General features: G+C 59.7%; 19 protein-coding genes and 2 pseudogenes. 14 read left to right on the top strand and 7 right to left on the bottom strand.

What is annotated here, in order from left to right:
- Positions 1–127 precede the first annotated feature (127 nt).
- Entirely contained in the window at positions 128–835 is a 708-nt protein-coding gene (locus A7K61_RS09040) for a GntR family transcriptional regulator (protein WP_032894258.1), read from the bottom strand.
- Between the two features lie 320 nt (positions 836–1,155).
- Between A7K61_RS09040 and lapG the strand changes: the two genes are divergently transcribed.
- Positions 1,156–1,779 carry a cysteine protease LapG gene (lapG, locus tag A7K61_RS09035; protein WP_019819857.1) on the top strand — a complete coding sequence of 208 codons (624 nt, stop codon included), beginning with the start codon at positions 1,156–1,158 and terminating at the stop codon, positions 1,777–1,779.
- A 14-nt stretch (positions 1,780–1,793) separates the two neighbouring features.
- A complete protein-coding gene (gene lapD, locus A7K61_RS09030) occupies positions 1,794–3,740 on the top strand; it encodes a cyclic di-GMP receptor LapD (protein WP_069557441.1) in 1,947 nt (648 codons plus the stop codon).
- A 123-nt stretch (positions 3,741–3,863) separates the two neighbouring features.
- Here the strand turns inward: lapD and A7K61_RS09025 are convergent, their stop codons facing one another.
- Positions 3,864–4,202, bottom strand: coding sequence for a hypothetical protein (locus A7K61_RS09025; protein ID WP_032894252.1), 339 nt, complete (start codon positions 4,200–4,202; stop codon positions 3,864–3,866).
- Positions 4,203–4,352: 150 nt separating this feature from the next.
- A pseudogene (locus A7K61_RS09020) lies at positions 4,353–6,878 on the bottom strand (type I secretion C-terminal target domain-containing protein); the annotation flags it as partial.
- Between A7K61_RS09020 and A7K61_RS09015 the strand changes: the two are divergent.
- Positions 6,878–7,927: pseudogene (locus tag A7K61_RS09015) on the top strand (TonB-dependent siderophore receptor); the annotation flags it as partial. The pseudogenes A7K61_RS09020 and A7K61_RS09015 sit on opposite strands and share 1 nt — an antisense overlap.
- Positions 7,928–7,989: 62 nt before the next feature.
- Here the strand turns inward: A7K61_RS09015 and A7K61_RS09010 are convergent.
- The 4 genes from A7K61_RS09010 to A7K61_RS08995 form a co-directional block, all read right to left on the bottom strand.
- Positions 7,990–9,210, bottom strand: coding sequence for a type II toxin-antitoxin system HipA family toxin (locus A7K61_RS09010; RefSeq protein WP_083263068.1), 1,221 nt, complete (start codon positions 9,208–9,210; stop codon positions 7,990–7,992).
- Positions 9,188–9,547 (bottom strand): helix-turn-helix transcriptional regulator, encoded by a 360-nt coding sequence (locus A7K61_RS09005; RefSeq protein WP_047712283.1) that lies wholly within the window; start codon positions 9,545–9,547, stop codon positions 9,188–9,190. Before A7K61_RS09005 ends, A7K61_RS09010 begins: the two co-directional genes overlap by 23 nt.
- 136 nt (positions 9,548–9,683) lie before the next feature.
- Complete coding sequence (locus A7K61_RS09000) at positions 9,684–10,388, bottom strand: DUF3142 domain-containing protein (protein WP_069557440.1); 705 nt, start codon at positions 10,386–10,388, stop codon at positions 9,684–9,686.
- A complete protein-coding gene (locus tag A7K61_RS08995; protein ID WP_069557439.1) occupies positions 10,385–12,547 on the bottom strand; it encodes an outer membrane assembly lipoprotein YfiO in 2,163 nt (720 codons plus the stop codon). Before A7K61_RS08995 ends, A7K61_RS09000 begins: the two co-directional genes overlap by 4 nt.
- A gap of 180 nt (positions 12,548–12,727) precedes the next feature.
- Between A7K61_RS08995 and A7K61_RS08990 the strand changes: the two genes are divergently transcribed.
- The 11 genes from A7K61_RS08990 (at position 12,728) to A7K61_RS08945 (ending at position 23,410) form a co-directional block, all read left to right on the top strand.
- Entirely contained in the window at positions 12,728–14,308 is a 1,581-nt protein-coding gene (locus tag A7K61_RS08990; RefSeq protein ID WP_069557438.1) for a glycosyltransferase family 39 protein, read from the top strand.
- 32 nt (positions 14,309–14,340) lie between these two features.
- On the top strand, positions 14,341–14,586 hold the full coding sequence (locus A7K61_RS08985; RefSeq protein ID WP_044270377.1) for a DUF2789 domain-containing protein: 246 nt from the start codon (positions 14,341–14,343) through the stop codon (positions 14,584–14,586).
- A gap of 101 nt (positions 14,587–14,687) precedes the next feature.
- Positions 14,688–16,160 carry a Fic family protein gene (locus tag A7K61_RS08980; RefSeq protein ID WP_047712287.1) on the top strand — a complete coding sequence of 491 codons (1,473 nt, stop codon included), beginning with the start codon at positions 14,688–14,690 and terminating at the stop codon, positions 16,158–16,160.
- Positions 16,161–16,285: 125 nt separating this feature from the next.
- On the top strand, positions 16,286–16,960 hold the full coding sequence (locus A7K61_RS32305) for a hypothetical protein (protein WP_139129475.1): 675 nt from the start codon (positions 16,286–16,288) through the stop codon (positions 16,958–16,960).
- The gene (locus A7K61_RS08975) at positions 16,957–17,373 is read left to right on the top strand and encodes a hypothetical protein (RefSeq protein WP_044270381.1); all 417 of its coding nucleotides are present in this window, start codon (positions 16,957–16,959) and stop codon (positions 17,371–17,373) included. Before A7K61_RS32305 ends, A7K61_RS08975 begins: the two co-directional genes overlap by 4 nt.
- A 296-nt stretch (positions 17,374–17,669) precedes the next feature.
- Positions 17,670–18,089 (top strand): MarR family winged helix-turn-helix transcriptional regulator, encoded by a 420-nt coding sequence (locus A7K61_RS08970; RefSeq protein ID WP_034125424.1) that lies wholly within the window; start codon positions 17,670–17,672, stop codon positions 18,087–18,089.
- Positions 18,086–20,164, top strand: coding sequence for an FUSC family protein (locus A7K61_RS08965; RefSeq protein WP_069557437.1), 2,079 nt, complete (start codon positions 18,086–18,088; stop codon positions 20,162–20,164). The genes A7K61_RS08970 and A7K61_RS08965 overlap by 4 nt, the downstream gene beginning before the upstream one ends.
- A complete protein-coding gene (locus A7K61_RS08960; RefSeq protein ID WP_003187469.1) occupies positions 20,161–20,370 on the top strand; it encodes a DUF1656 domain-containing protein in 210 nt (69 codons plus the stop codon). Before A7K61_RS08965 ends, A7K61_RS08960 begins: the two co-directional genes overlap by 4 nt.
- Positions 20,367–21,257 carry an HlyD family secretion protein gene (locus A7K61_RS08955; protein WP_032894228.1) on the top strand — a complete coding sequence of 297 codons (891 nt, stop codon included), beginning with the start codon at positions 20,367–20,369 and terminating at the stop codon, positions 21,255–21,257. Before A7K61_RS08960 ends, A7K61_RS08955 begins: the two co-directional genes overlap by 4 nt.
- On the top strand, positions 21,254–22,696 hold the full coding sequence (locus A7K61_RS08950) for an efflux transporter outer membrane subunit (RefSeq protein ID WP_069557436.1): 1,443 nt from the start codon (positions 21,254–21,256) through the stop codon (positions 22,694–22,696). Before A7K61_RS08955 ends, A7K61_RS08950 begins: the two co-directional genes overlap by 4 nt.
- Positions 22,697–22,777: 81 nt before the next feature.
- A complete protein-coding gene (locus A7K61_RS08945) occupies positions 22,778–23,410 on the top strand; it encodes a hypothetical protein (RefSeq protein WP_019819550.1) in 633 nt (210 codons plus the stop codon).
- The last annotated feature ends 240 nt before the right edge of the window (positions 23,411–23,650 follow it).

Here is a 23,650-nt window from a genome sequence, read left to right as displayed (position 1 = left end):
TTTCCGTGCACTAAGTCGGCGTTAATTGTCCTTTAGTTGATTTTTTTAATATTTCTGACGGAGCAACAATCCTGATAGGAAAGTTGCTCGGTCACATAAGTATTAAGGGCTCAGGCGAAAAAACCGACTACACGGCTTTTTTGTCGGCGCTCTCAAGGCCCCTGAGGTAGGTCGCGATTACCTCCATGCCTCGCATCAAGTGGTTACGCAGCGTCAGGATGCTCTCCTCGACCCTCTTCTGTGCCACCAGGCTCAGCAGTTCGCGGTGATCCTCCTGGGAAGTCTCGCCCAGCCCCATCGCTTCAAGGTTGAAGCGCAGGAAGCGCTCCTCCTCGTTCAACCCGTGCTCGACCAGAGTGAGTAGCCGCTGGTTGGGCGCCTTGCCATACAACACCATGTGGAACAGGCGATTGAGCCGACCAATCTCGGTGTAGTCTTTTTCGCTTTCCAGTGCATTGATACAGGCCTCGGCTTGAGCAAGGTCCGCGTCGGTGAGCAACGGAATCGACAGGCGCAGGGCTTCGGACTCCAGCAGCATGCGCAAGGCATAGGTCTCAGCCGAATTGTCCTCGATCAAGGGGGCAACGACGGCACCCTTGTGAGTCACCACATGCAGCAAGGATTGCGCCTCCAGCTGGCGCAAGGCTTCGCGCACGGGCATGCGGCTCACGCCGAACAGGCTGGCCAGTTCTTGCTGGCGCATGGCGGTGCCACAGGGCAATCGCCCATCGAGGATGGCATTACGCAAGGTTTCTTCAATAACCGAGCGCGCAAGATGGGCGGGAATAGGCCCGCTGATTTTGATGCTGCTTAATGGGTTCGGCTTCTGCGTCACGGTTGCGCTATCCTCCTTTTCTTGAATAATAGTTTGGCTAATTGGATCCAAAGAACACTAAAGATGGGCCAGGCGCTTGTCAAACAGCCAGAGTTTCCGTTTGTAAGGGCTTACACAGCATACTTTGTGTCTCTCACAAGGGGCGGTTATAAAAACGCGGCTCCCGCGAATGATTGCACTGTGCCATTGTTTTTTGTAGGGCCAGGCTTCACCATTCCTTGAAATTCCGTCTCTTTCATGGACTGAACACTTTGGCGGTAAGTTTTATTCCCTATCGACTGCTTTGCTGGCTTTTATCAGCAATTTTACTGGCTGGCCTGATGCTTGGCGGGCTGCGTGCCGATTGGGATTTCTCGCAGATCAGCCGCAAGGCCACCGCCGTCTACGGGCCGTTGGGCCAAGGCCAGCAGCGTATCGACGCCTGGCAGCGGCTATTGGCGAGCGAAAAACAGGTCAGTGAGCAGGACCAGCTCAAGGTCGTCAATTTGTTCTTCAACAAGCAAATGACCTACGTGGAAGACATCGATCTCTGGCACGTTGTCGATTATTGGGAGACACCCGTCGAAGCACTCTGGAAAGGTGCCGGTGACTGCGAAGACTACGCCATCGCAAAGTATTTCAGTTTGCGTCATCTGGGGGTGTCCAGCGACAAACTGCGCATTACGTACGTCAAGGCCCTGCGGCAGAATCGAGCGCACATGGTCCTGACCTATTACTCGACCCCCGACGCGGTACCACTGGTGCTCGACAGCCTGATGGATGAGATCCTGCCGGCCACCCGTCGCACCGATCTGGTCCCGGTGTACTCATTCAACGCCGAGGGGCTGTACTTGCCCGGTGCCAAGGGCAACAAGAAAGTCGGTGATACCAAACGCCTGTCGCGCTGGCAGGATGTGTTGAGAAAAATGCGTGCGGAAGGCTTTCCAGCCGAGCCTGCCAACTAGGAGTAACTGATCGGATGTCTCTGTTCAAACAGCTATTGATCGCAATCTGTCTGTTCCTGGTGGTCGCCTTCAGCGGCAGCTTCATGGTCAGCCTGGAAGGCTCGCGCACCCAGTATGTCAACCAACTGCGCTCCCACGCCCAGGATGCCGCGACGGCGTTGGCGTTGTCGCTGACCCCGAATATCGACGACCCTGCCATGGTGGAGCTGCTGGTCAGCTCGATCTTCGACAGCGGTTACTACGCCAGCATCCGCGTCGTGGACCTGGCCACCGACAAAACCATCGTCGAGCGCAGCGGTATTCCCGACAACAACGGCGTGCCCAACTGGTTCGTCAAGTTGATCGGCCTGGAGCCGGCCGGCGGTGATGCGCTGGTCAGCCGTGGCTGGGAACAGGCCGCACGGGTAGAAGTGGTCAGCCATCCGATGTTCGCCCTGGCCAAGCTCTGGCAAAGCGCCCTGGGCAGCCTGGGCTGGTTGCTGGTGTGCGGCGCGGTCAGCGTGGTGCTCGGTGGGCTGCTGCTGCGCCGGCAATTGAAGCCGTTGGACTATATGGTCAAGCAATCCCACGCCATTGCCCGCCGCGAGTTCCTCAGCCTGCCTGACTTGCCCCGCACGCCAGAACTGCGTCGCGTGGTACAGGCCATGAACCAGATGGTGGAAAAGCTCAAGGCGCTCTTCCAGGAGCAGGCTGAGCGTAGCGAAAAACTGCGCACCGAATCCTACCAGGACAACCTCACCGGCCTCGCCAACCGTCGTTATTTCGAGATGCAGCTCAACGCCCGCGTCAGTAACCCGGAAGAGACCAACTCTGGCTACCTGCTGTTGCTGCGCGTCAAGGACCTGGCTGGCCTCAACCAGCGCCTGGGCGGCCAGCGTACCGACCAGCTGCTGCAAGCGGTTGGCGAACAACTGCTGCGCCAGTGCGCGCCGTACCCGGAAACCCATAACCTGGTCACCCGTATTCGTGGCGGTGAGTTCGCCGTGCTGGCGCCAGGGTTGATGCGTGAAGAAGCGGTGCAACTGGCGCAAAACCTCGAAAGCACTTTGCTCAGCCTGCAAGCGACCGGTGCCAGCGACGTTACGCCGGTCGCCTACATTGGCCTGGCACCGTTCAGCCATGGCGACGCGCCCCAAGCCCTGTTGACCCTGGCCGACCAGGCCCTGGCCCAGGCCCAAGCGCAGGGCGACACCAGTTGGGTGTGCCTGGACCGCAGCGCCGCCGCCAGCGTGGGAGACGATCACCATGCCTGGCACACCTTGTTGGACCAGGCCCTGACCCAGCAGCGCTTCCAGCTGTATTTCCAGCCGGTGGTGGCCAGCCAGGACCCGCAGTTGGTCTTGCACTACAAAGTGCTGTCGCGCTTGCAGGACGAGGATGGTCACACCATACCGGCCGGGCGCTTCCTGCCGTGGCTTGAGCGCTTCGGTTGGTCGGCCCGCCTGGACCGCCTGATGCTGGAGCAGGTGCTCAAGCAGATGAGCAGCCACACCGAGAACCTTGCGCTGAACCTCTCGGCCGCGACCCTGCAGGACACCCAGGCTCTGAACCGCATCTATGACCTGCTACGCCAGCACAGCAACCTGGGCCCACGCCTCACCCTGGAGATCGGTGAAGAGCAACTGCCTGAGCAGCACGTGCTGGAACAGATGACCCAGCGCCTGCGCGAGCTGGGTTTCTCCCTCAGCCTGCAACGTTTCGGTGGGCGGTTCAGCATGATCGGTAACCTGGCGCGCCTGGGCCTGGCGTACCTGAAGATCGACGGCAGCTACATTCGCGCCATCGACCAGGAAAGTGACAAGCGCCTGTTTATCGAGGCCATCCAGCGAGCGGCCCATAGCATCGACCTGCCGCTGATTGCCGAGCGTGTAGAGACCGAGGGCGAACTGAAGGTGATTCGGGAGATGGGAATTTTCGGTGTGCAGGGCCAACTGTTTGGCGAACCCGCACCCTGGAAATAATTACCTGTAGGAGCGAGCTTGCTCGCGAAGATCGTCAACGAAAACGCGCAAAGCCTGACCCCCCGTGGCGATTTCAGTTTTTTCGCGAGCAAGCTCGCTCCTACAGCGGTAGGAGCGGTTGGATTAAATCAATCCCTTCTCGTCATCATCGATCAACTGGCTCAACCCACCCAACGCTTCCCGCGCCTGGTTACGGTCCATCAACTTGGCCTGGGCTGCCGGCGGCAGGTCGGTCACGCTGATCACCCCTTTGCGGGTCAGTACCTGGATCAAGTCGTCCAGCACCCGGATCATCTCCAGGTCGCTCTGCTTGAGCTGGGCCAGGCTGGTTTCCACCACTTCGTTGGCATACCAGGCCTGGATCTCATGGTGATCGGCCGGCAGGGTTTCGGTGGAGTCGGCAAAGGCGATAGCCTCCACGCGAACCAGCGCGCCCTGTGCATCACGTTGCACGTAAAACATAACAACCCCTCGAAAATGCGCCACAGGCGTTCAACAGCATAGGTCAACGCTGTGTGTATGGGCGTGAGTATGCGATGCACCGTCCGCCAGGGCCAGCGACTCGCAGGCCAAAAAATCGGCCGCCTGGAAGGGCGGCCGATTAATCGTGTCTTAAGTGTGGTCGATCTTGATGGTCGGGTCGGCACCACTGATCAGCGAGTTGATGCTGGTGTGGGACCAATCGTTGCCTTCCAGCTTGATCGTCACATCGGCATTGGCCAAGCCACCGGCGGCGTTGAGCTTGCCTTCACTGCTCACTTGCAGGGTCGACACGCCGTCTACCGTGGTGATCTTGAGGTAGTTGTCGATGGTGCTGTCGGTTTCACCTTTCAACAAATCACGCAGATCAATGCGGTCGCCTTCCGAGGCTTTGAAGTCCTTGATCACATCGTTGCCGATGTCGCCAGACTTCCACACAAAGGTGTCGGCACCCGAGCCACCGATCAGGATGTCGTTGCCCTGGCCGCCAATCAACGTGTCGTTACCCGTGCCACCCAGCAGGATGTCATTGCCTTTGCCGCCATCGAGCGTGTCGTTGCCGCCTTGGCCGAACAGGATGTCATCGCCAGCCCCGCCCAACAGTGTATCGCCGGCATCTTTGGCGCCGGAGACGTCGAAGTCCACATAGTGCTCGGTGACGTACTGGTGAACGTTAGAGGCAGTCACTGCCGAGACAGCCACGCCGGTCTTCTGTGCGACAAAGGCCTGCAGCGCGTTGTAACCCTCGCCATTGATCCCGCTGAAGCTCACCAGGTCGCCGAAGAGGATGTCGTTGCCGTCGCCACCGCTGACGGTGTCCGCGCCCGGCAACGTCGCCTCTGTGTGGCCGAGGATAGCGTTGGCCAGGTCCTTCGGATCGATGTTGGCCTGTGGCTTGCCATCGCTGTCGTACGGTGCCAACTGATTCAGGCTGACCCCACTGTTGAGGCCGATGGCTTCTACGCCACCTGTGGACAGACCTTTAAGCAGTGCGAACGCGCTGTTGGAGTTGAGGGTGGTGGAGTAGTCGGTATCGTAGCCGAGGCCGCCTTGCACCGATATTTCATAGGTGCCATCCCCTTGGGCGTGGATGATTCCCTTGTTGTACCCCCAGCCGTAAGACCAGAGGGTTACCTTGCCGGCAGAGTTGATATCAAGGTAGTTATTCGAATCGATGTTGATCCGGGTGGCGGTACCTATGGTGTAGTTGTTCATGGTGACGACATCATCGAGCCTGACGTTGCCGTACAAGTATGGGTTGGTCTGCTCGGACGCTTGGTAAAACGTCGGCTGACCATCGGTGATGAAGTACGTTGTATTGATAGCGCCAGTGTTGCCAGTCGCCTGGGCACTCTTGAAGAAGTTGGCCGCGGCCTTGAACACGTCTTCGTAGTTGGTCCCGCCGGTAGACACCATGGAATCCAGGACTTTCTGCAGCGAGTCCAATGCACCTGGGTCTTTCAGGTTGACTGTCACCGTGCGATTGACCTGGTCGCTGAAATCCGCCAGGAAGATATTCACAGTGCCGGAGGTGCTGGCGCCGATACTGTTTTTCAGCGAGTTGAACGTGGTAGTCAGCGAGGTTTTTGCCGCTGCTATCGAGTCCGCACCCATACTGCCCGATGTATCGATCATGAACGCGATGTTGTAGTTCTTGCCCTGCACCACGTTCAGGCCGGCGATGTCGGCCACGACGATGTCGTTGCCATCGCTGCCATTGATAGTGTCGCTGCCCGAGGTGCCGGTGACCGAGTTGTAGGTCGCCGGGTGCACCGTGACGGGCAATTGCGCGGTGGTGGTCGCTGAACCGCCGATGCTCTCGGTGGAAGTCGAGGTGACCGTCAGGTTGAACTGGCCGCTGTAGTAGGTCGGCGGCTTGATGGTCAGGGTGTTCAGGTCCCAGCCGGTGACATTCACTTCGCCCACGGTTTTACCCGCAGTAAAGGTGTGCCCAGACGCGTCGGTCAGTACCGAGCCTGCCGGGATGCCGCTGATCTTCACGCTCAGGGTTTCGGAGCCGTCGGTGTCGGTCAGCGCGGTGGTGACCTTGGACAGTTTAACGGTGCCGTTTTCCTGGCCTTCGTTGAGCTTGTAGCCCACGTAGTAACCGTCGCCGTTGCTGCCATGCAGGTCGGACAGGGTTACGCCGGCGTTGGTCAGGTCGGTAAGGCCGGTGTACAACGGCACGGTGCTGGTGCTCAAGTTCTGCACCGCCCCGCCGTTGACCGACAGGTTGACGTCAAAGCTGCCAGGCCCCGCTTGGTTGGCCTGGTAGATCTCAAGGCTGTAGTAACCAGTGGTCGTTGGCGTGAACGAGCCGCTGAACTTGCCGCTGTTGGTACCCCACAAACCGCTGGCAACGTCTTTACCGCCAACGTTGACCACCACGCTGTCATCGGCGATGCCGCTGAAGGTGTAGCTCTTGCCCGCTTCCATGTAGATCAGGCCGGAGATTTTTGAGCCAGAGCCGGCGGCGACGTTGTCGACAGACTCGACGTTGGTCACCACCGAGGTGTTGTTCGGCGTGCCGGCGTTATCGATGGCTTTTTTCAGCACGTCCGGTGCAGCGCCGTTGCCGTTGTTGCCGAGGCCGGCAATGCTGTTCCAGCCCTGTTTGACCAGGCCGGTGGAGGCAACGTTGTTGTCTGCCACGCTCAGCCGAATTCGACACGGGCGCACTGTCCCACACCTTCATCGTTGGCCTGGACTACTACCATTCCAACTCGCAGTTCCATGGCCTGTACGACCGCAACCCGCCGATCATCGACCTGTTCAAACCGGTGTACGGCCAGCCCTTGAACTTCGGCCAACCGTACCGCTGGGACCGCACCATTACCCAGACCGGCCTGTATCTGCAGGACCAGATCAAGCTGGATAAATGGGTGCTGGTACTCGGTGGCCGCTACGACTGGGCGAATGTGGTGAACAAGGAGCCGATACAGGACACCCGCTTTGCCAGCAAAGACCAGGCGTTCACCGGCCGTGCGGGCCTGGTGTACCTGTTCGATAACGGCGTGTCGCCCTTCGTCAGCTATTCGGAATCCTTCCTGCCGCTGGCCGGCACCGATGCGAACCGAAAACCCTTCGAACCGTCCACCGGCAAACAGTACGAAGTCGGCGTGAAGTTCCAGCCACCGGGCCAGAAGAGCTTCATCCAGGCCTCTGTGTACCAACTGGACCAGGAAAACGTGCTGACCACCAACCCGGTGGATACCACCTTCAGCACCCAAAGCGGCGCCCTGCGCTCGCGAGGTGTTGAACTGGAAGCCAAGGCCGTCTTGAGCGATGCCTGGGACGTGGTCGCCTCGGCTGCGCGCAATGACGTCAAATACACCAAGGACAACGATGGCCGCCAAGGTCGCCACCCGGCCGGCATCTCCCCACTCACCGCCTCGATGTGGGTCAACTACACCGTGCTCGGCGACACGCCCTTGGCAGGGTTGGGCGCGGGCCTGGGCGTGCGTTATGCCCGTCAAAGCCTGGGCGACGACTACGAAGGCGCTTTTAATGTGCCGTCCTACAGCGTCTACGATGCAAGCCTGAGCTACGACCTGGGCGCCTCGCCGCTCAAGCTCAAGGGCGTGAAACTGGCGATGAACGTGCAGAACCTCAGCAACAAGACCTACGTCTCGCAGTGCACCAGTGATCTGGATTGCTACTACGGGGAAGGACGCACGGTGGTGTCGAGCCTGACGTACGATTGGTAACTTAGCGTTTAGGTGATATTGGCTGCGGCGCGCACCCTTCAAGGGTGCGCTCTGTTGCCGCCCTACACCAGGTCCGCTGCAAATCGTGTACACACATTGGAAAGCATGCGTACCTCGGCACCGCTACAGCCTGCCGCTTCGAAAAAGCCGGAGGCTTCTCGCACGACGGCATATATATCCGTGACGATGGATCTTGCTTCATCCGCCCCCAACCCAAAGCGTTCAGGCGTACTCAGCAAATTACTGACAGACGATACCCGGCCTTCATTGCCGATGATGAGCGCCTGCAAGCCTAGTTGGGTAGGGTGGGGCAACACGTCAAATACTGGCGCAAGGGAATAACCCGAGGCGCTGGTCAGCAGCAGCCCGGTTTGTTTCAGGTGGTCGTCGCTATTGCCGATGAGCACATTGAAAGCCATACGCTTGTACAGCTCACGCATATCCAACGTTGCATCATCGCTGACCTTCTTCAAAACGTCGGCGATTCTGGAATATGAAACGGCACCGTCAGCCGCATCAACCCGCATTCTCGGTTTCTCAGTGCTTACCAACGAGTTGCAGCTGACATAGTGCTCGCGGCCAGCGCCTTCATGTCGGTCAAAACGCTCGACCATCAACACCGGTTTGCCGGCCACCTCTACCAATTTGTGCCCGGCTGCGGGTAGACCTGCAGCATCCGCCATTTGAAGGCTGGCGAATTCCGCCCGTGGCTGGTCGAACACATCGTCGCTACGGCCGAGTTTAGCAATCCATTCCTTGCCTTCATGGGTCACGGTGACCTTCGGCCTGGCGCCGCCCATGGAACTCCCAAACTCGAATAACCGTGCGATTTCCGCAGGCAGGTCGACGTCACCCTTCTCGACTCGATCAAGGCCCACCATGATTTTCTCAAGGTCTTCAAATTGCGGGGGGTGGTGCAGGGTTGGCAGCTGACTTCGTGACGCACTGAACAGCAGGCAACCCACTCCTGCTCCCCGCGAGGCAAGCAGCCATTCAACTTCGTTCTGTGGATGCTGTTTGTGGGTCGCCAGCAGAACACGCCGGCCCCAGTTGTCGGGCGTTGCATCGTCGAGCACACCAAACATGCGCGTCGAGGAATACTGGTTAGGGGTCAGTGGCAAACTCAGCGGGTCAATCGCAAATGCGTCGGGCCGTGCGAGCCAACTGTTGGCGTAGCGAAAAACGAATCCATTCCCATGCATGGCCACTTCGCCAACAGGGACCGGGTCACCGACTAAGTGAGCTGAAAAAACAAAGGCATTACCAATCGGCTTCCAGGACATCGTGCTCTCCTTCAGTGCGAATTCGCTCAGGCTCACGGGCGAGGCTCATGGTAATCCCAACCTGGTCAAGCTCGGGTGACGCGATGCTCGCCATGCTTTCTTCCAAGTCCATCGCGCTCAGCACGTTCATCAGCACGCCGAGGGATACGCCGGCCTCGCCCTGTCTCAGCCGCTGATACGTCTGCCGTGTAATGCCCGCCCGGCTGCATATGGTGGAGATTTTCAACCGACGACGAATGCGGGCTATTTCGATACCGTTGCCGATACCTCTCATCAGTTCAGCGCTTCTCTCTGAGATGTACCCTTTGTGGGGGTAGGGCTTCGCTGTTTCTTGCATGATATATCACCCTTTAAAGCAGTAGAGGTAACTTATATCATCCAAGTCTCTAAGGCCACCTGCAAAAAATCGGCTCGATGCCCTAATGGCTTTTTGTAGGCGCGAGCAAGCTCGCTCCTACAGGTGTTACCAAACTTCAAAGATTCTGCAAAAACACCACATACCCCCGAAACCACTCATTGCCCCGCAGATACACTGGCTCTTGCCACTCTCCGCCCTGAATCAAGCCAATCTTGAACGGCACCCCCAGCCGATTCATCCGCGGCAAATATGCTGCGTAATCGGGAATGCTATGGCGCCCTTGATAGGTCTGCACCACCACTTCATCCACCACGCCCTTGAGCTGGGCGATGGCGGCCGGGTCGGCGTTGCTGCTCCAGTCCATCAGGCCGGTGATGCTCAGGCGCAGGTCGGCGGGCAGGCGTTGGCGCAGGTCGCGCAGGAAGCCGGCGTATTCGTGCAGGTATTGGGTGCGAGCATCGAAGTCGATCTGGATACCGATCACTGGGTTGCCGGCGTCTCGCCAGCGTTGCACCTGGCCCAGCACCTGGGTGTAGACCCGTTCCGGCCAGCGCAGGGTGTGGGCGCGGTACACCACCCAGACGTGGCCTTGGGTAAGGCGCGGCACGCTCATGCCTTGTGCGATCAGTTGTACGCCGCGCTGGGGAGCACGGCGGGTGGCGTTGATCTGGCCTTGCAGGATGTACAGGGTTTTTGCCTGCTTGATCACCGGCTGGGGCGTGACCCCGCTCCACAGCCAGAAGGCGTCGTAGTCGCCCGCGTTAACGGCGCCAAAGGCCGGGCTTGCCAGCAACAGCAAGCCTAGCCACAGCGGCTTCACCAGTAGTACTGCAGCGATTTGCCCCACTGGGTATCGGCAAAACCGCTCTTGAGTTGGCGGAACCAGGCTTTGCGCACCGCCGGCGCCACGTCTTCGCCGCCGCAGCTGTTGTAACCGGCCGGCGCGTAGCAATTGATGGCGCGGAACAGCGCATAAGCCTTGTCGGTTTTCGGCGCCTTGGCGTTGGCGATCACCTGTTTGTAGCCGTCCAGGCGCGAGAAGGTTTCACCCTTGAAGTCCGAGGCGGTGCTGCCCAGGCTGCCGGCGGCGCGGGGTTGTTCCAGGGGCATGCCGTCCAGGCCATTGCGCAGGATGAACTCGCCGAAGCAGTTCAAGGCGTGCGGGTTTTTGGCCTCGTCCTGCAAGGTCGCGGCGGTTTGCGCGATGCTTGGGCAGGCGTAGCCGGATTCGGCCTTGTCGCCATTCCACTGGAACAGCTTCAAGGTCTGGCCGCTGGTATAGGTGTAGCCCAGGCTGGTGCCGAGTTTGTCGTCAGAGAGCGAGGCCTGCTTGAGGTCATCGGCGAAGGTGGCGTACTGGCCGCGCAGCAGGTCTTTGTAGAGCAGCACGAATTGCGCACTCTGGCGCTCAATCGGGTCGCTGGCGTTGGCGATCTGCTGGCGCAGCAGGTCGGGGCCGGCGACGTTGCGCAGCAGGATGTAGCGCACTTGCTTGGCGCTGATCGGCGAGTCGGCGGCGAACACCTTGGCCAATTGGCCGCTGCGCTCGTAATTCATGGCCAGGGCCAGCTCCAGTTGGTCGCGTTGCAGCGGTTGCTTGGCCAGCGGTAGCAGTTGCAACCAGAGGGCTTCGGCGCCTTTCCAGTCCTGCTTGGCTTCCAGGGCCAGGGCGCGCAGGGTCTGTTGGCTGAAGGCGAAGTAATCCAGGCTCGACGGCACATCCGCCGGCAGATGTTTCAAGGCCGCGTCGGGTTGGTGTTCGACGTACAGGGCGTAGCTGGCTTGCAGGAAGTCAAACAGCGCTGGCTCATTGGCGAAGGTACCCTTTTGCTTATCCAGGTCTTCGCGGCTCAACAGCGGCGGGGTGTGGGCGCGCATCGCCATCAGGTCACTGACCACTTGCAGCATCGGGCTGTTCGCGGCTTTGTTGCCGACCATCAGTAACTTGAGGTCGGCCTCTTCCACCAGTTCGTCCACGCTCACATTGCGCTGGGCGTCGGTGGCCTCGGTAAATTGCCAGGTGAAGTCTTCGGCAAGCTTGGCGTCGTCGTTCGCCAACCAATGCACGCGGCGCAACAGGCCACGGGCGGACGCAACGTAATCGCCCTGTGGATAATGCTTCAGGTAACTGAGAAAACCTTCTTCGGCATCGCTCAAGGCCGACTTATCCACATGCTCGCGTTGCGGCATGCCGTATTCGTCGAAGGCTTCGGCCTGGGCCTGATTCAGTGAAGTACGCGCAGTCATGTACAGCGCCGTTTCCTTCAGCCATGGCACATCGCTGGTGGAGGCAGCGGCGAACCCGCGCTCGGCGTAATCGAAGCGCCCGCTGTAGAAATCGCCGGCGGCCTGCAAATAGGTACGAAACAACTGAGCATTGGCCGACGGGGTCAGTTGCGCGTCCACCACCTGGCGGCTCCAGTCACAGGTGGTCAGCAACTGCAGGCGTGCTTTGACCAACACATCGCGCTCGGCGGGCGGCATCTGGGCTTTGATCACCTGGCTGATAAACGCTGTGGCGCTGTCATCGTCATTGCTGCGGCAACGGCTGCCTTCGCCATTCAGGTAGGCCTGGCCTGCGGTCGTGTACTCCTCGCGCTTGATACCCAGTGGCTGGATCAGGGTGTCGAGTTCGGCTGTGCGTGAATCGTCAGCCTTGTTATCCGGCTCCTCAGCCGTAGCCGGAACCGGCACCAGGCGATATACCGGAAACGGCACCGGGCCGAAGCCTTGCGCCAAGTCGTCTTCGCCCAAGGCATTGGGGGCCAGGGGCGCGGCTTTTTTGTCGGCCAGCAACAGGCGCAGGTTCACCCGGCTGTCGTTGCCAGGGCTGAGAAACGGTTGGTTGCTGCACGGCTCGTAGCCGTCACGCGATACCCTCCAGTCGGGGTAGCACGAGTCGTCAGAACTGGCCTGGGCCGGTAGGGAAAAACCGGCCAGCAGGGCCAGGGCCAGAGGTGACAGCAAACCGATACGCATAACGTTTCCTTGATCCTGAGTCCTTGGAGAAGGGGCAATAATAGCCTGATCCGACGAGCGCTTCGGTGAAGGCCTACACAAATTGCTGATTTGTCCGATTCCAGCGGCGAGGCCAGGGCTTTTGGCCTAGAGTGGCGGTGTTTGCGCATAGGCAAGCAGGGTCATGCTGGGGGAATTGAGGTGCGTCGGTCTGTGGTAGAGCAAAACGAAAAAGTGGGAGCATTGCCGACCGTCCATCGCTTGAGCTGGGAAGGTGCCGGCTGGCTCAGCCGCCTGTGGTGGGTGCCGATCCTGGCGCTGGCCATGGCCCTGCGGTTTTACCACCTCACCTCGGCGGCGATCTGGGGCGACGAAGGTTCCAGCCTGTTGCTCAGCGAATACGCCCTGGCCGACCTGTGGTTTCACGCTGCCCATGATGTGCACCCACCGCTGTACTTCTTGCTGCTGCGCGGTTGGATCGAGGTGTTCGGCGACAGCATCGGCTCGATTCGCAGCCTGAGTGCGATCCCCGGCGTGGCCGTCGTGGGCCTGGGCATCTGGCTGACACGGCAACTGTCCACCCGACGCGCAGCCGTGCTGGCGGGGATCCTGCTGGCTCTACTGCCCACGGCGGTGCGCTACAGCCAGGAAGTGCGTATGTATTCGCTGCTCGGCGTGTGGCTGCTGGGCGCCACGCTGGCGCTGGTGTACTGGGTGAGGCAGCCCGAACGCACGCGCTATTTGGCCGTGTATGTGCTGTTGATGAGCGCCGGGTTCTATACCCACTACTTCACCGCGCTGTGCGTGCTGGTGCATTGGGTGTACCTGGGGTTGCAGGCGCCAGGTCAGCGCTTGATCACCCGGCCTGCCTGGTGGGCGGCCAACGTGGCGATAGTGTTGTTGTATCTGCCCTGGCTGCCCAGCCTGCTGGATTTGGTGCAGCACGTCGAACAGCTCAAAGTCGGCGGCGACATTGGTTGGGAAGAGCCGGTCAACCTGCTGTCCCTGCCGTCGATGGTCTGGCAGTTCCTGCTGCAGGATGACGGTCTCGGCCTGTGGCCGCCGCTGTTCTGGCTGTTCCCCCTGCTGCTGGCCGTGGTGGTTGTACTGGCGGCCTGGCGCAACCCCGCGGCGCGCCTGCCGGCACTGTTTTGCCTGCTGCCGCTGCTGCTGGTCTATGGCGTGTCTTTTATCTCGCCGGTGTTTATCGAGCGCTACCTCACGGTGTATGCGTTGGGCCTACCGATTGTCCTGGCGCTTGCCATCGACCGTTTGCCGTCCCGTTTGTCCTGGCTGGGCGTGGCGCTGTTCGCGCTGTTTGCGGGCGTAGAACTGCTGGGGTTGAAGAACAATTTTGAAGTGGATGAACACGACCAGTTCAACGTGCCGGTGGAGTTCGTCAATCGCAACTACCAGGAAGGCGACCGCATCATCCTCAGCGACATGATGTGGTACCTCAGCTACGTGTATTACGACCAGACCGACGCCCAACTGCAGCTCTTCACACCGCCCAAACCCGACGGCACCGCGACCCGCCCGAATGCTTATGGCTTCGGCACGTTGGTGGACCAGGACGGTGGCCGCATCTATCTGGACCGCCTCTCAGCACTGCCTGCTCAAACGCGGCGCGCATGGTTGATCAGCAGCAACGAAGCCCCGGATGAATTCGCGCCACTGCCCAACGGCTGGCGCGAACTCAGTCGCCAGGACGGCGGTGGCGCCAGGGCGCGGCTGTTCGTGCTATGCAACGCACCGGCGCCGCAACCTGAAGGCTGCCGCTAGACTCACTTGAACCTACTTATGAGGAGCCTTTCATGGAATCGCCACTGCACAGCTTGCCGGCTTTGTTCAAACAGCTTGGCTTGCCGGACGACCCGGTCAGTATCGAGCAATTTGTCGCCTCTCATTCGCCGCTCAAGCCGGAGTTGAAACTGGCGGATGCGTTTTTTTGGAGCGACGCCCAGAAGGCATTTTTGCGTGAGGAAATTCTGGACGATGCGGATTGGGCGGTGGTGGTGGATGAGTTGAATCTGATGTTGCGGGGTGGACGAGGGGTGTAAAAAAATATGCAAAGAAATGCGAGTATGTAAAAAAAAATGGTGAGCGGTAAAAAAAACTGGGCTTTAATCGCTTAAGTGAATTTTTTCTGGAAAAGCTCGCCATGCCAACAGTCGGATACGCTCATCTGTGTGAGGCGCTGGATCTAAAGCTTATCGCACCGTTGCGGGCCGCGATGATCAAGCCGGTGACCAGGATTACCCTCATTGGTGACTGTCTGGCGGTGCCCCATTCGGTGGCGCCTGCCCAACATGCACTGTTTGAGCATGTGCTGTTTGCGCTTAAGCATGAAGGCGTGAACCTGGCGATACTTGCCCAGGTGTTTGAACAGCTTGGCCCAGAACCGTTTTTGGAGGCGCTGGCCGACTCGCCCAACGGTGCATTTATCCGAAAAGCCTGTTTTCTGTGGGAAGGCTTTACCGGGAAAATGCTGGATCACACCCTTCCTGTTCGTGGTCGCGTGGTTCCCTTGTTCGATCCCCAGCGCTATGTCACCGGCCCGAGCATTCGCAACAGTCGTTGGCGAGTGGATTTCAACGGTTTGGGCTCTTTGCATTATTGCGCCACCGTTGAGCGAACGCCTGAGCTGGAAGCGTTGTTGGCGCTTGATGTATTGGCTCGCGCCAAATCCTTCATGGCCACCCTCCCACCCGAAATGATGGATCGCGCCATCCAATGGGCGTACCTGCACGAAACCCGTGATTCATTTGCCATCGAAAAAGAACAACCCAGCGAAGAAAAATCCCGCCGCTTCGTTCAACTCCTGCGCCAGGCCCACGAAGGCCGTTTGCTCACCGAGGACTACTTGGTCGAGTTGCAAAACAGCACCGTCTCCAACCCCTTCGACAAAGCCGTTGCCTTTCGCCACGAACAGAACCATCTGCATAACGGGCTGCGTGGCGCAGCCGGTGTGAGCTACGTACCGCCAGCCCCCGCGCTTTGCCAGGAATTGATGGAAGAGCTGATGGCCTTCGCCAACCAGCCCGTGCGAGACGTCGATCCTTTAGTGGCGGCCGCGGTCACCGCTTTCGGTTTCGTCTTCCTGCACCCGTTCATGGACGGTAATGGGCGCCTGTCTCGCTTCCTGATTCACCAGACGCTCTGCCACTACGGCGCACTGGAAAATGGCTTGCTGCTACCGGTCTCTGTCGCCATGAAGCACGAGGAACAAGCCTATCTGGAGGCACTCAAGACCTTCTCCCAGCCGACTCGGGAATTCTGGAACGTCACCTGGCTGGACGCCGACCACATGGCGTTCGACTTCGTCGGCCACCCCTCGATCTATCGCTACTGGGATGCGACCCGTTGCGTCGAATTCACCCTGCAAATGGCCCGCCGCGCCCTGGAAGTGGAACTGCGCGAAGAAACCCAATTCCTCGACCGCTACGACCGTGTGATCAAAGCGGTGAACCAACGCTACGATGTGCGCGGCAGCGATCTGTCAAAGCTGGTGATGATGTGCCTGGATAACGGTGGGAAGCTTTCCAAGCATCGGCGTAAGCAGTTTCAGTACAGCGTGGCGGAGGAGGTGTTTGGGTTTATTGAGGAGGAGAGCTTGAGGTTGATGGGCGAGTAAGAGGTGATCCAGACACTTCGCGAAAAGATGGGAAATGTCCTATTTCTCTAGGTGAAACGGACTATAGCCGCCGCAGACGGTTTTCCTTATCAAAGGGATATCTCCTATTGATGAGTGGGTGCGACATGCAAAAGCTAATTCCGCGCGGAAAACTACAGAGTTTTGATCCTTCGACTATTGAACTCATAAGTCCTTTTTCTGCGACGTCAATTGTTGAATTTCATCTTCCGTTTACTTCTGGTTTGCTTGGGTTATCTGAGCTTATTAAAGAGTGTGATGTAGGTTTAAATTCATGTGTAAATTGGAAAGGACGAAAAAAGATACTTAACAAGATTAAAAGCGGAGAGTGGTTGCTTGTTTCAGAACGGACGGGGGCTTTGAATGACTTGCATGCACAGCGATGTATTCCAAGTGGATTCTCTTCTGGCCGGTTTGAAAGCGAGGAGGAGGTAGGGCCGGGAAAATGGGCTTTTTTCAGCATTGACTATGACGCAGTGAAGAACACCGCAATTATAGCTGCCAACCGTTTAGGGTCTATGGGTGACCAAGGTCGAGTATTTGGTTCTGACGGTAAAGATTTAGCAAATACGACCAGAACACTTATCCAGCAATGGGTACCACTGAATGATTTCGAGGAGCACCGCATCGCCGACTCTGCCATACGTCGATATGGCGAGCTTCGGCATACTCCGCAACGGTTTCTGGAGGGCGAGGACAAGTGGCAGATTGGCGGGAAATCATGGCACTGGCAGCCAGTCACACCAGATGAGGCGTATGAAAAAAAAGAGGGTGCAAAATGAGCCGTCGCAGAATTTGGCTGTTTTGGGGAGCGATGGATGCGATTTATCTCATTTGGTATGCGTCCAATAGTTTTTTAAACAATAGAATTCCGTATCTAAGTGATGTGATAAGCGCTTCAATTGTTTTGCGAGCGCACAGTGATGTGCAAATAGTTATGTTTGTGGGGGCGTTGGTTTTACAGGCCTCAATTTTTGCATCCTGCGCCATGTTTTTTCTTCAGAAAAAATCAGTCGTGTGGCTTGTCTTTTTTCAAACCCCCTTACGACTTGTGCTCGTTATCCCCTCCGTTTCGCTCCTGTTGATTGGCGCTCGAGTTTTGCCGCAGTACAACGTCCTGGCAATGGCTGGATTGATCGGTGCGTCGGAGATTTTAAAAGTCTGGAGCGTGTGGCGATGGGGGAAAAGATGCTGACGCTGACCTGATGTGGGAGCGGGCTTGCCCGCGAAGGCGGCGTGTCAGTCACTGAATATTCAACTGAATCACCGCTTTCGCAGGCAAGCCAGCTCCCACATTTTGTTTGTCGTATGGTGAATATCAGCGATTTGCTGATGCCTACCCTAAAACCCGCTTTACTCAAGCCACATCCCACCACTCATCTGCGAAATTGTTTCAAAACTTGACGGCACACCCTTCCTCCACCATATTGATAGTTAGCAAACTAACTGTATGCGAACTATCCAGTGCCTCAATCCCTCGAACAACTCCAGATGAGCCTCAGCAGCAGCATGGTGGTGGGCGCCCGAAATTGGCGCAAAATCTGCCAGACCACGCTGGTCAGCTATGGCATCTCCGAAGCCTGCGCCGTGCCGTTGTTGATGATCGGTCGCTTGGGCGACGGGGTACACCAGGTCAAAGTAGCCCAGGCTTCCGGTATGGAAAGCCCATCACTGGTGCGCCTGCTCGACCGGCTGTGCGGTGACGGCTACGTCTGCCGCACCGAAGACATCCACGACCGCCGCGCCAAGGCCCTGAGCCTTACCGAGCGTGGCCGTGAGTTGGTGCAGGCGGTGGAGGCGCAACTGGTGCGCCTGCGCAAAGACGTGTTGGCAGATATCGCCCCTGACGATCTGCAAGCCGCACTGCGCGTACTGCGCGCCTTCGAAGCGGCTGAGGCTGTGTCGCCTTGAACGGATTTTTTACCGGCTTCCCGCCTGCCCGCGACTGGTTCTACGGGGTGCGTACCTTCGCCGCGTCGATGATCGCGCTGTACATCGCCATGCTCATGCAAATGCCGCGTCCGTACTGGGCGATGGCCACGGTGTATATCGTCTCCAGCCCGTTTGTCGGCCCTACCAGTTCCAAAGCCCTGTACCGCGCCATCGGCACCTTGATGGGCGCGGCGGCGGCGGTGCTGTTTGTGCCGATGTTCGTGCAGTCACCCTACATTCTGGTGGTGGTGATTGCGCTGTGGACCGGCACTTTGCTGTTCTTGTCCATGCACCTGCGCACCGCGAATAACTACGCCCTGATGCTGGCCGGCTACACCTTGCCGCTGATTGCCCTGCCGGTGGTGGATAACCCCTTGGCCGTCTGGGATGTAGCGGAGGCGCGCACCGAAGAAATCTTCCTCGGCATTGCGGTCGCGGCGGTGGTGGGCGCGATGTTCTGGCCCCGGCGCCTGATGCCGGTGTTCGATGGCTCGGTGGCCAAGTGGTTCAGCGACGCCCAGGTCTACAGCCAGCGCTTTCTCAGCCGTAAGGTCGACCCCGAAGAAGTCAGCAACCTGCGCGGCGGCATGGTTGCCACTTTCAATACCCTCGAATTGATGATCGGCCAACTGCCCCACGAAGGCGCGCGCCCGCAGACAGTACGCAACACCAAGGAACTGCGCGGGCGCATGATTCACCTGCTACCGGTGATCGACGCATTGGATGATGCGGTGTACGCCATTGAGCACCGTGCGCCGGAGTTTCTCGATCAGCTCACGCCGCTGTTGGAAGAGGCCAATGCCTGGCTGCAAAGCACCACCGAACAAGCGCCCCTGGATCGCTGGCGCGTGCTGCGTGACCAGATCGACGCCGCCCAACCCCAAGGCGAAGCGCTGGATGACCGTCACACCTTGCTGTTCTCCAACGCCCTGTACCGCCTGGGCGAATGGGTAGACCTGTGGCAAGACTGCCGCAGCCTGCAAGCCGCCATCCAATGCGAAAGCCAGGACACCTGGCGCGCCGTCTACCGCCACTGGCGCCTGGGCCGGCTCACGCCATTCCTCGACCGTGGGCTGATGTTCTACTCGGCGTTTTCCACCGTCACCGCAATCATCGTCGCCTCGGTATTGTGGATTCTGTTGGGCTGGACCGACGGCGGCAGCGCCGTCATCCTCGCCGCCGTGGCGTGCAGCTTCTTCGCCTCGATGGACGACCCGGCACCGCAGATCTATCGGTTCTTTTTCTGGACCGCCATGTCGGTGCTGTTCGCCAGCCTGTATCTGTTTCTGGTACTGCCCAACCTGCATGACTTCCCCATGCTGGTGCTGGCCTTCGCCGTGCCCTTTATCTGCATCGGCACCCTCACCGTGCAGCCACGCTTCTATCTGGGCATGTTGCTGACGCTGGTCAATACGTCATCCTTCATCAGCATCCAGGGCGCCTATGACGCGGACTTTCTCAACTTCGCCAACGTCAACCTGGCCGGGCCCGTAGGCCTGCTGTTCGCCTTTGTGTGGACGCTGATCGCCCGACCCTTCGGCGCTGAACTGGCGGCCAAGCGCCTCACCCGTTTCAGCTGGCGTGACATCGTCAGCCTCACCGAGCCCGCCACCCTGGCCGAGCATCGGCACATGGCCGCACAAATGCTCGACCGCCTGATGCAGCACCTGCCGCGCCTGGCCCTCACCGGCCAGGACACCGGCATCGCCCTGCGCGACCTGCGCGTGGCGCTGAACCTGCTCGACTTGCTGGCCTACTCGCCGCGCATCCTCGGTGTGCCACGGGTGTTGCTCAACCAGGTGGTGGAAGGCGTGGGCGGTTACTTCAAGGCCTGCCTGAAGGCGGGTGAACGCTTGCCCGCGCCCAGCGGTCTGCTGATGACCCTGGACCGCACGCGCCGCGCCCTCAACGGCCAGGGCCTGCAAGACGAAGACGACACGCGCCTGCATCTGCTGCACGCCTTGGCCGGCCTGCGCCTGGCGCTGTTGCCCGGTGTGGAGTTCATTGGCGGTACAGAGATGCAAGCGCCGTTACCTGATGGAGCGCCTTTATGATCGGTGACCTGGATATCAGCGGGGTGTTCCTGCCCACGCTGCTGGTGCTGATGGGCATTACTTATGTGTTGTTTCTGGTGGTGCACGGGCTGTTGACGCGCATGCACTTCTATCGCCTGGTCTGGCACCGGGCATTGTTCAATGTGGGGCTCTACGCGCTGTTGCTGGGCGCGGTGGACTCACTCAGTCGATATTTGATGACATGAAAAAACCTTTTTTGACTATCGGCCGTGTCGTCCTGACGTTGTTGGTCGTGAGTTTCGCGGTCGTCGTTGTGTGGCGCATGGTCATGTATTACATGTTTGCGCCCTGGACCCGTGACGGCCACATCCGTGCCGACATCGTGCAGATCGCTCCGGACGTGTCCGGGCTGATCCAACGCGTGGACGTGCGCGACAACCAGTTGGTGACCAAGGGCCAGGTGCTCTTCGCCGTTGACCAGGACCGCTTCAAGCTGGCCCTGCGCCAAGCCCAGGCCGCCGTGGCCGACCGCCAGGAAACCCTGGCCCAGGCCCAGCGCGAGTACAAGCGTAACCGTGGCCTGGGCAACCTGGTACCCAGCGAGCAATTGGAAGAAAGCCAGTCCCGCGTCGCCCGCGCCCAATCGGCCCTGGCCGAAGCCCAGGTGACGGTGGACTCCGCCCAACTCAACCTCGACCGCTCGGTGATCCGCAGCCCTGTGGACGGCTACGTCAACGACCGCGCACCGCGTACCCAGGAATTCGTCACCGCCGGGCGCCCGGTGTTGTCGGTGGTGGACAGCAATTCTTTCCACATCGACGGTTACTTCGAAGAGACCAAACTCGACGGCATCCACGTCGGCATGGGCGTGGACATACGGGTGATCGGCGACAATGCGCGCCTGCATGGCCACGTGCAGAGCATCGTCGCCGGTATCGAAGACCGCGACCGCAGCAGCGGCTCCAACCTGCTGCCCAACGTCAACCCGGCGTTCAGCTGGGTGCGCCTGGCCCAGCGGATCCCGGTGCGTATCGCCTTTGATGACGTGCCGGCGGACTTTCGCATGATCGCCGGGCGCACCGCGACGGTGTCGATTATCGACGACAAGGTTAAAGACGGGGACAAACCATGAAGCGGCTTCTGGCAACCGCTTCCCTGGGGTTGTTGCTGTCGGCCTGCCAAGTGGTGGGGCCCGATTACAAACTGCCGGAACAGGCCGCCGTCAACCGTGGCGACCTGCAAGGGCCGATCATGGGCGAGGGCAGCAACGTCGTCTCGGCACCGGTGCCGGCCGATTGGTGGAAGCTGTACAAAGACCCGCGCCTGGACGAACTGGTACGTCAGGCCATGGCCTCCAACACCGACCTGCGCGTGGCCGCCGCCAACCTGCAGCGCTCGCGTTCCCAGGTGCAGCAGGCTGAATCCGCTGGCGGCTTGAGTGCCGGCGTCAAGGCCGAGGCCCAGCGCTTGCAGGAGTCTGGCGAGGCCTTCTTGCTGCCGGACAAAGTCCCGGTCGGCAATATCGGTAGCGTCGGGATTACCACGTCTTATCAATTCGATCTGTTCGGCACCTTGCAGCGTGGCATCGAAAGCGCCCAGGCCAGCGCCGACGCCACCCAGGCTGCGGCGGATATCGCCCGCATTACGCTGGTGGCCGATGTGGTGCGCTCGTATACCCAGGTGTGCGCGGCCAACGAAGAACTGGCAATTGCCAACGAGTCCCTCGACCTGCAAGCCCAGAGCACCAAACTGACCCAGCGCCTGCGCGATGCCGGGCGTGGCGATGAGACCCAGGTGACTCGCTCGCAAACCCAATACAAATCCCTGCGCGCCGACATCCCGCGCTATGAAGCTTCGCGTCAGGCGGCGCTGTTCCGGCTGTCGATGTTGCTGGCCAAACCTGTCGACCAACTGCCCGCCGGCACCGGTACCTGCGCTGAGCTGCCGCATATCGCTCAACTGCTGCCGGTAGGCGACGGCGCCACGCTGCTCAAGCGCCGCCCTGATGTGCGCCAGGCCGAACGCCAACTGGCCGCCGCCACGGCGCGTATTGGCGTGGCGACCGGCGCGTTGTACCCGGATATCAGCATCGGCGCCACGGTCGGCACCGTCGGCTTGTTGGAGAACCTCGGCACGCCTGCCACCAACCGCTGGGGCTTTGGCCCGATGATCAGCTGGACTGTACCGACCAACGGCGCTCGCGCCCGCGTGCATGAAGCCGAAGCCGCGACCCAGGGCGCCCTGGCCCACTTCGACGGCGTGGTGCTCAACGCCATCCGCGAAACCCAGACCGGCCTGGCGCAATACACCGCCGTGTTGCAACGCCGCGACGCCCTGGCCGACGCCGAACAGTCGGCCCGAGAAGCGGCAGGCCAGACCCACCGCTTCTTCCAGGCCGGCCGCGAATCCTTCCTGGCCGACCTGCAAGCCACTCGCACCTACACCGACATGCGTGCGCAACTGGCGGCCGCCAACACCCAGGTTGCCATGAGCCAGATCGACCTGTTCCTGGCCCTGGGCGGCGGTTGGGAAAGCGGACGAACGCAAGGGGAAAAACCCGGCAAACCGTGAGGTGATTGCTATGCTTTCTTGGGTGAGGCCCGCTGACGCCTCGCCCGACAAAGCTCGCGTTTGCTCATGGGGATTCCAAGAATGAAAAACCCTTATGCTCCCGCTTTCTGGTGCGTGCTCTTTGCACTGGTGTTGTTATCGGCCGCGTATTTTTATGGCGTCATGCTCGCCCATCAACTCGACAAGGCCATGGTGTTCTTAGACAGCGCCTGCCTGGTGATTGGCACCTTGTCCATCGGCGTGGTGGCCTGGGCGTCGTATCAAAACCAGCGGGTGAAGAAAAAACTCCTCGAACAGGGCAAGACCCGCGTGGCGATCTGGGACACCAAGGTCGCCCTGCGCCGTGTCGAAACCGTGTTCGATCGCTATTTCTGGGGCAGCTATTGGCAGCCGGGGCGCACGTTCCAGGAAGTCATGGGCGACCTCACCGGCACGCCGCTGGAAAAAAGCCTCGAAGTCCTGAAAAAACAATGCGTGCTGCTGGACCGACAGGTTGCCGACGGTAGGCATTGGCTGGATAACGCGCGGGAATTGTCCGACGTGGCCACGCAAATGGCCCGCGAGCGCTACCAGCTGGATTTTTGCGACCCCAAGGCCGACACCCCCGGCAATGCCGTGATACACCGCGAGTTTGAGGTGCTGGTGTACACCTGGACCGCACGCTTGAAGAGTTTTGATCACCAATTGGATGAAGTCGAACAAGAGTACTCCTGAACTCCTGCTGAACTGATCCCTCTGAAAGGCTGGGCCGTTTACGCCCGCCAGTGCTAATCTTCCCCAGCCTTTGGCCTCTCGGGCCACGACTGTAGGAGCGAGCTTGCTCGCGAAAGACGCCAACGATAACGCGTGCATCCTGGATGAACGCGGTGCCCCTGCGGTCTTCGCGAGCACGCTCGCTCCTACAGGAACCCCTATAGGGTTCAAGGAAGACAGCCCACTTCTCACAGGATTTGA

The sequence above is a fragment of the Pseudomonas sp. AP42 genome, from assembly GCF_001728935.1.
Classification (GTDB): domain Bacteria; phylum Pseudomonadota; class Gammaproteobacteria; order Pseudomonadales; family Pseudomonadaceae; genus Aquipseudomonas; species Aquipseudomonas lactis.
Note: the sequence above shows the minus strand (reverse complement) of the source record. Positions and strands in the feature narration are given on the sequence as shown.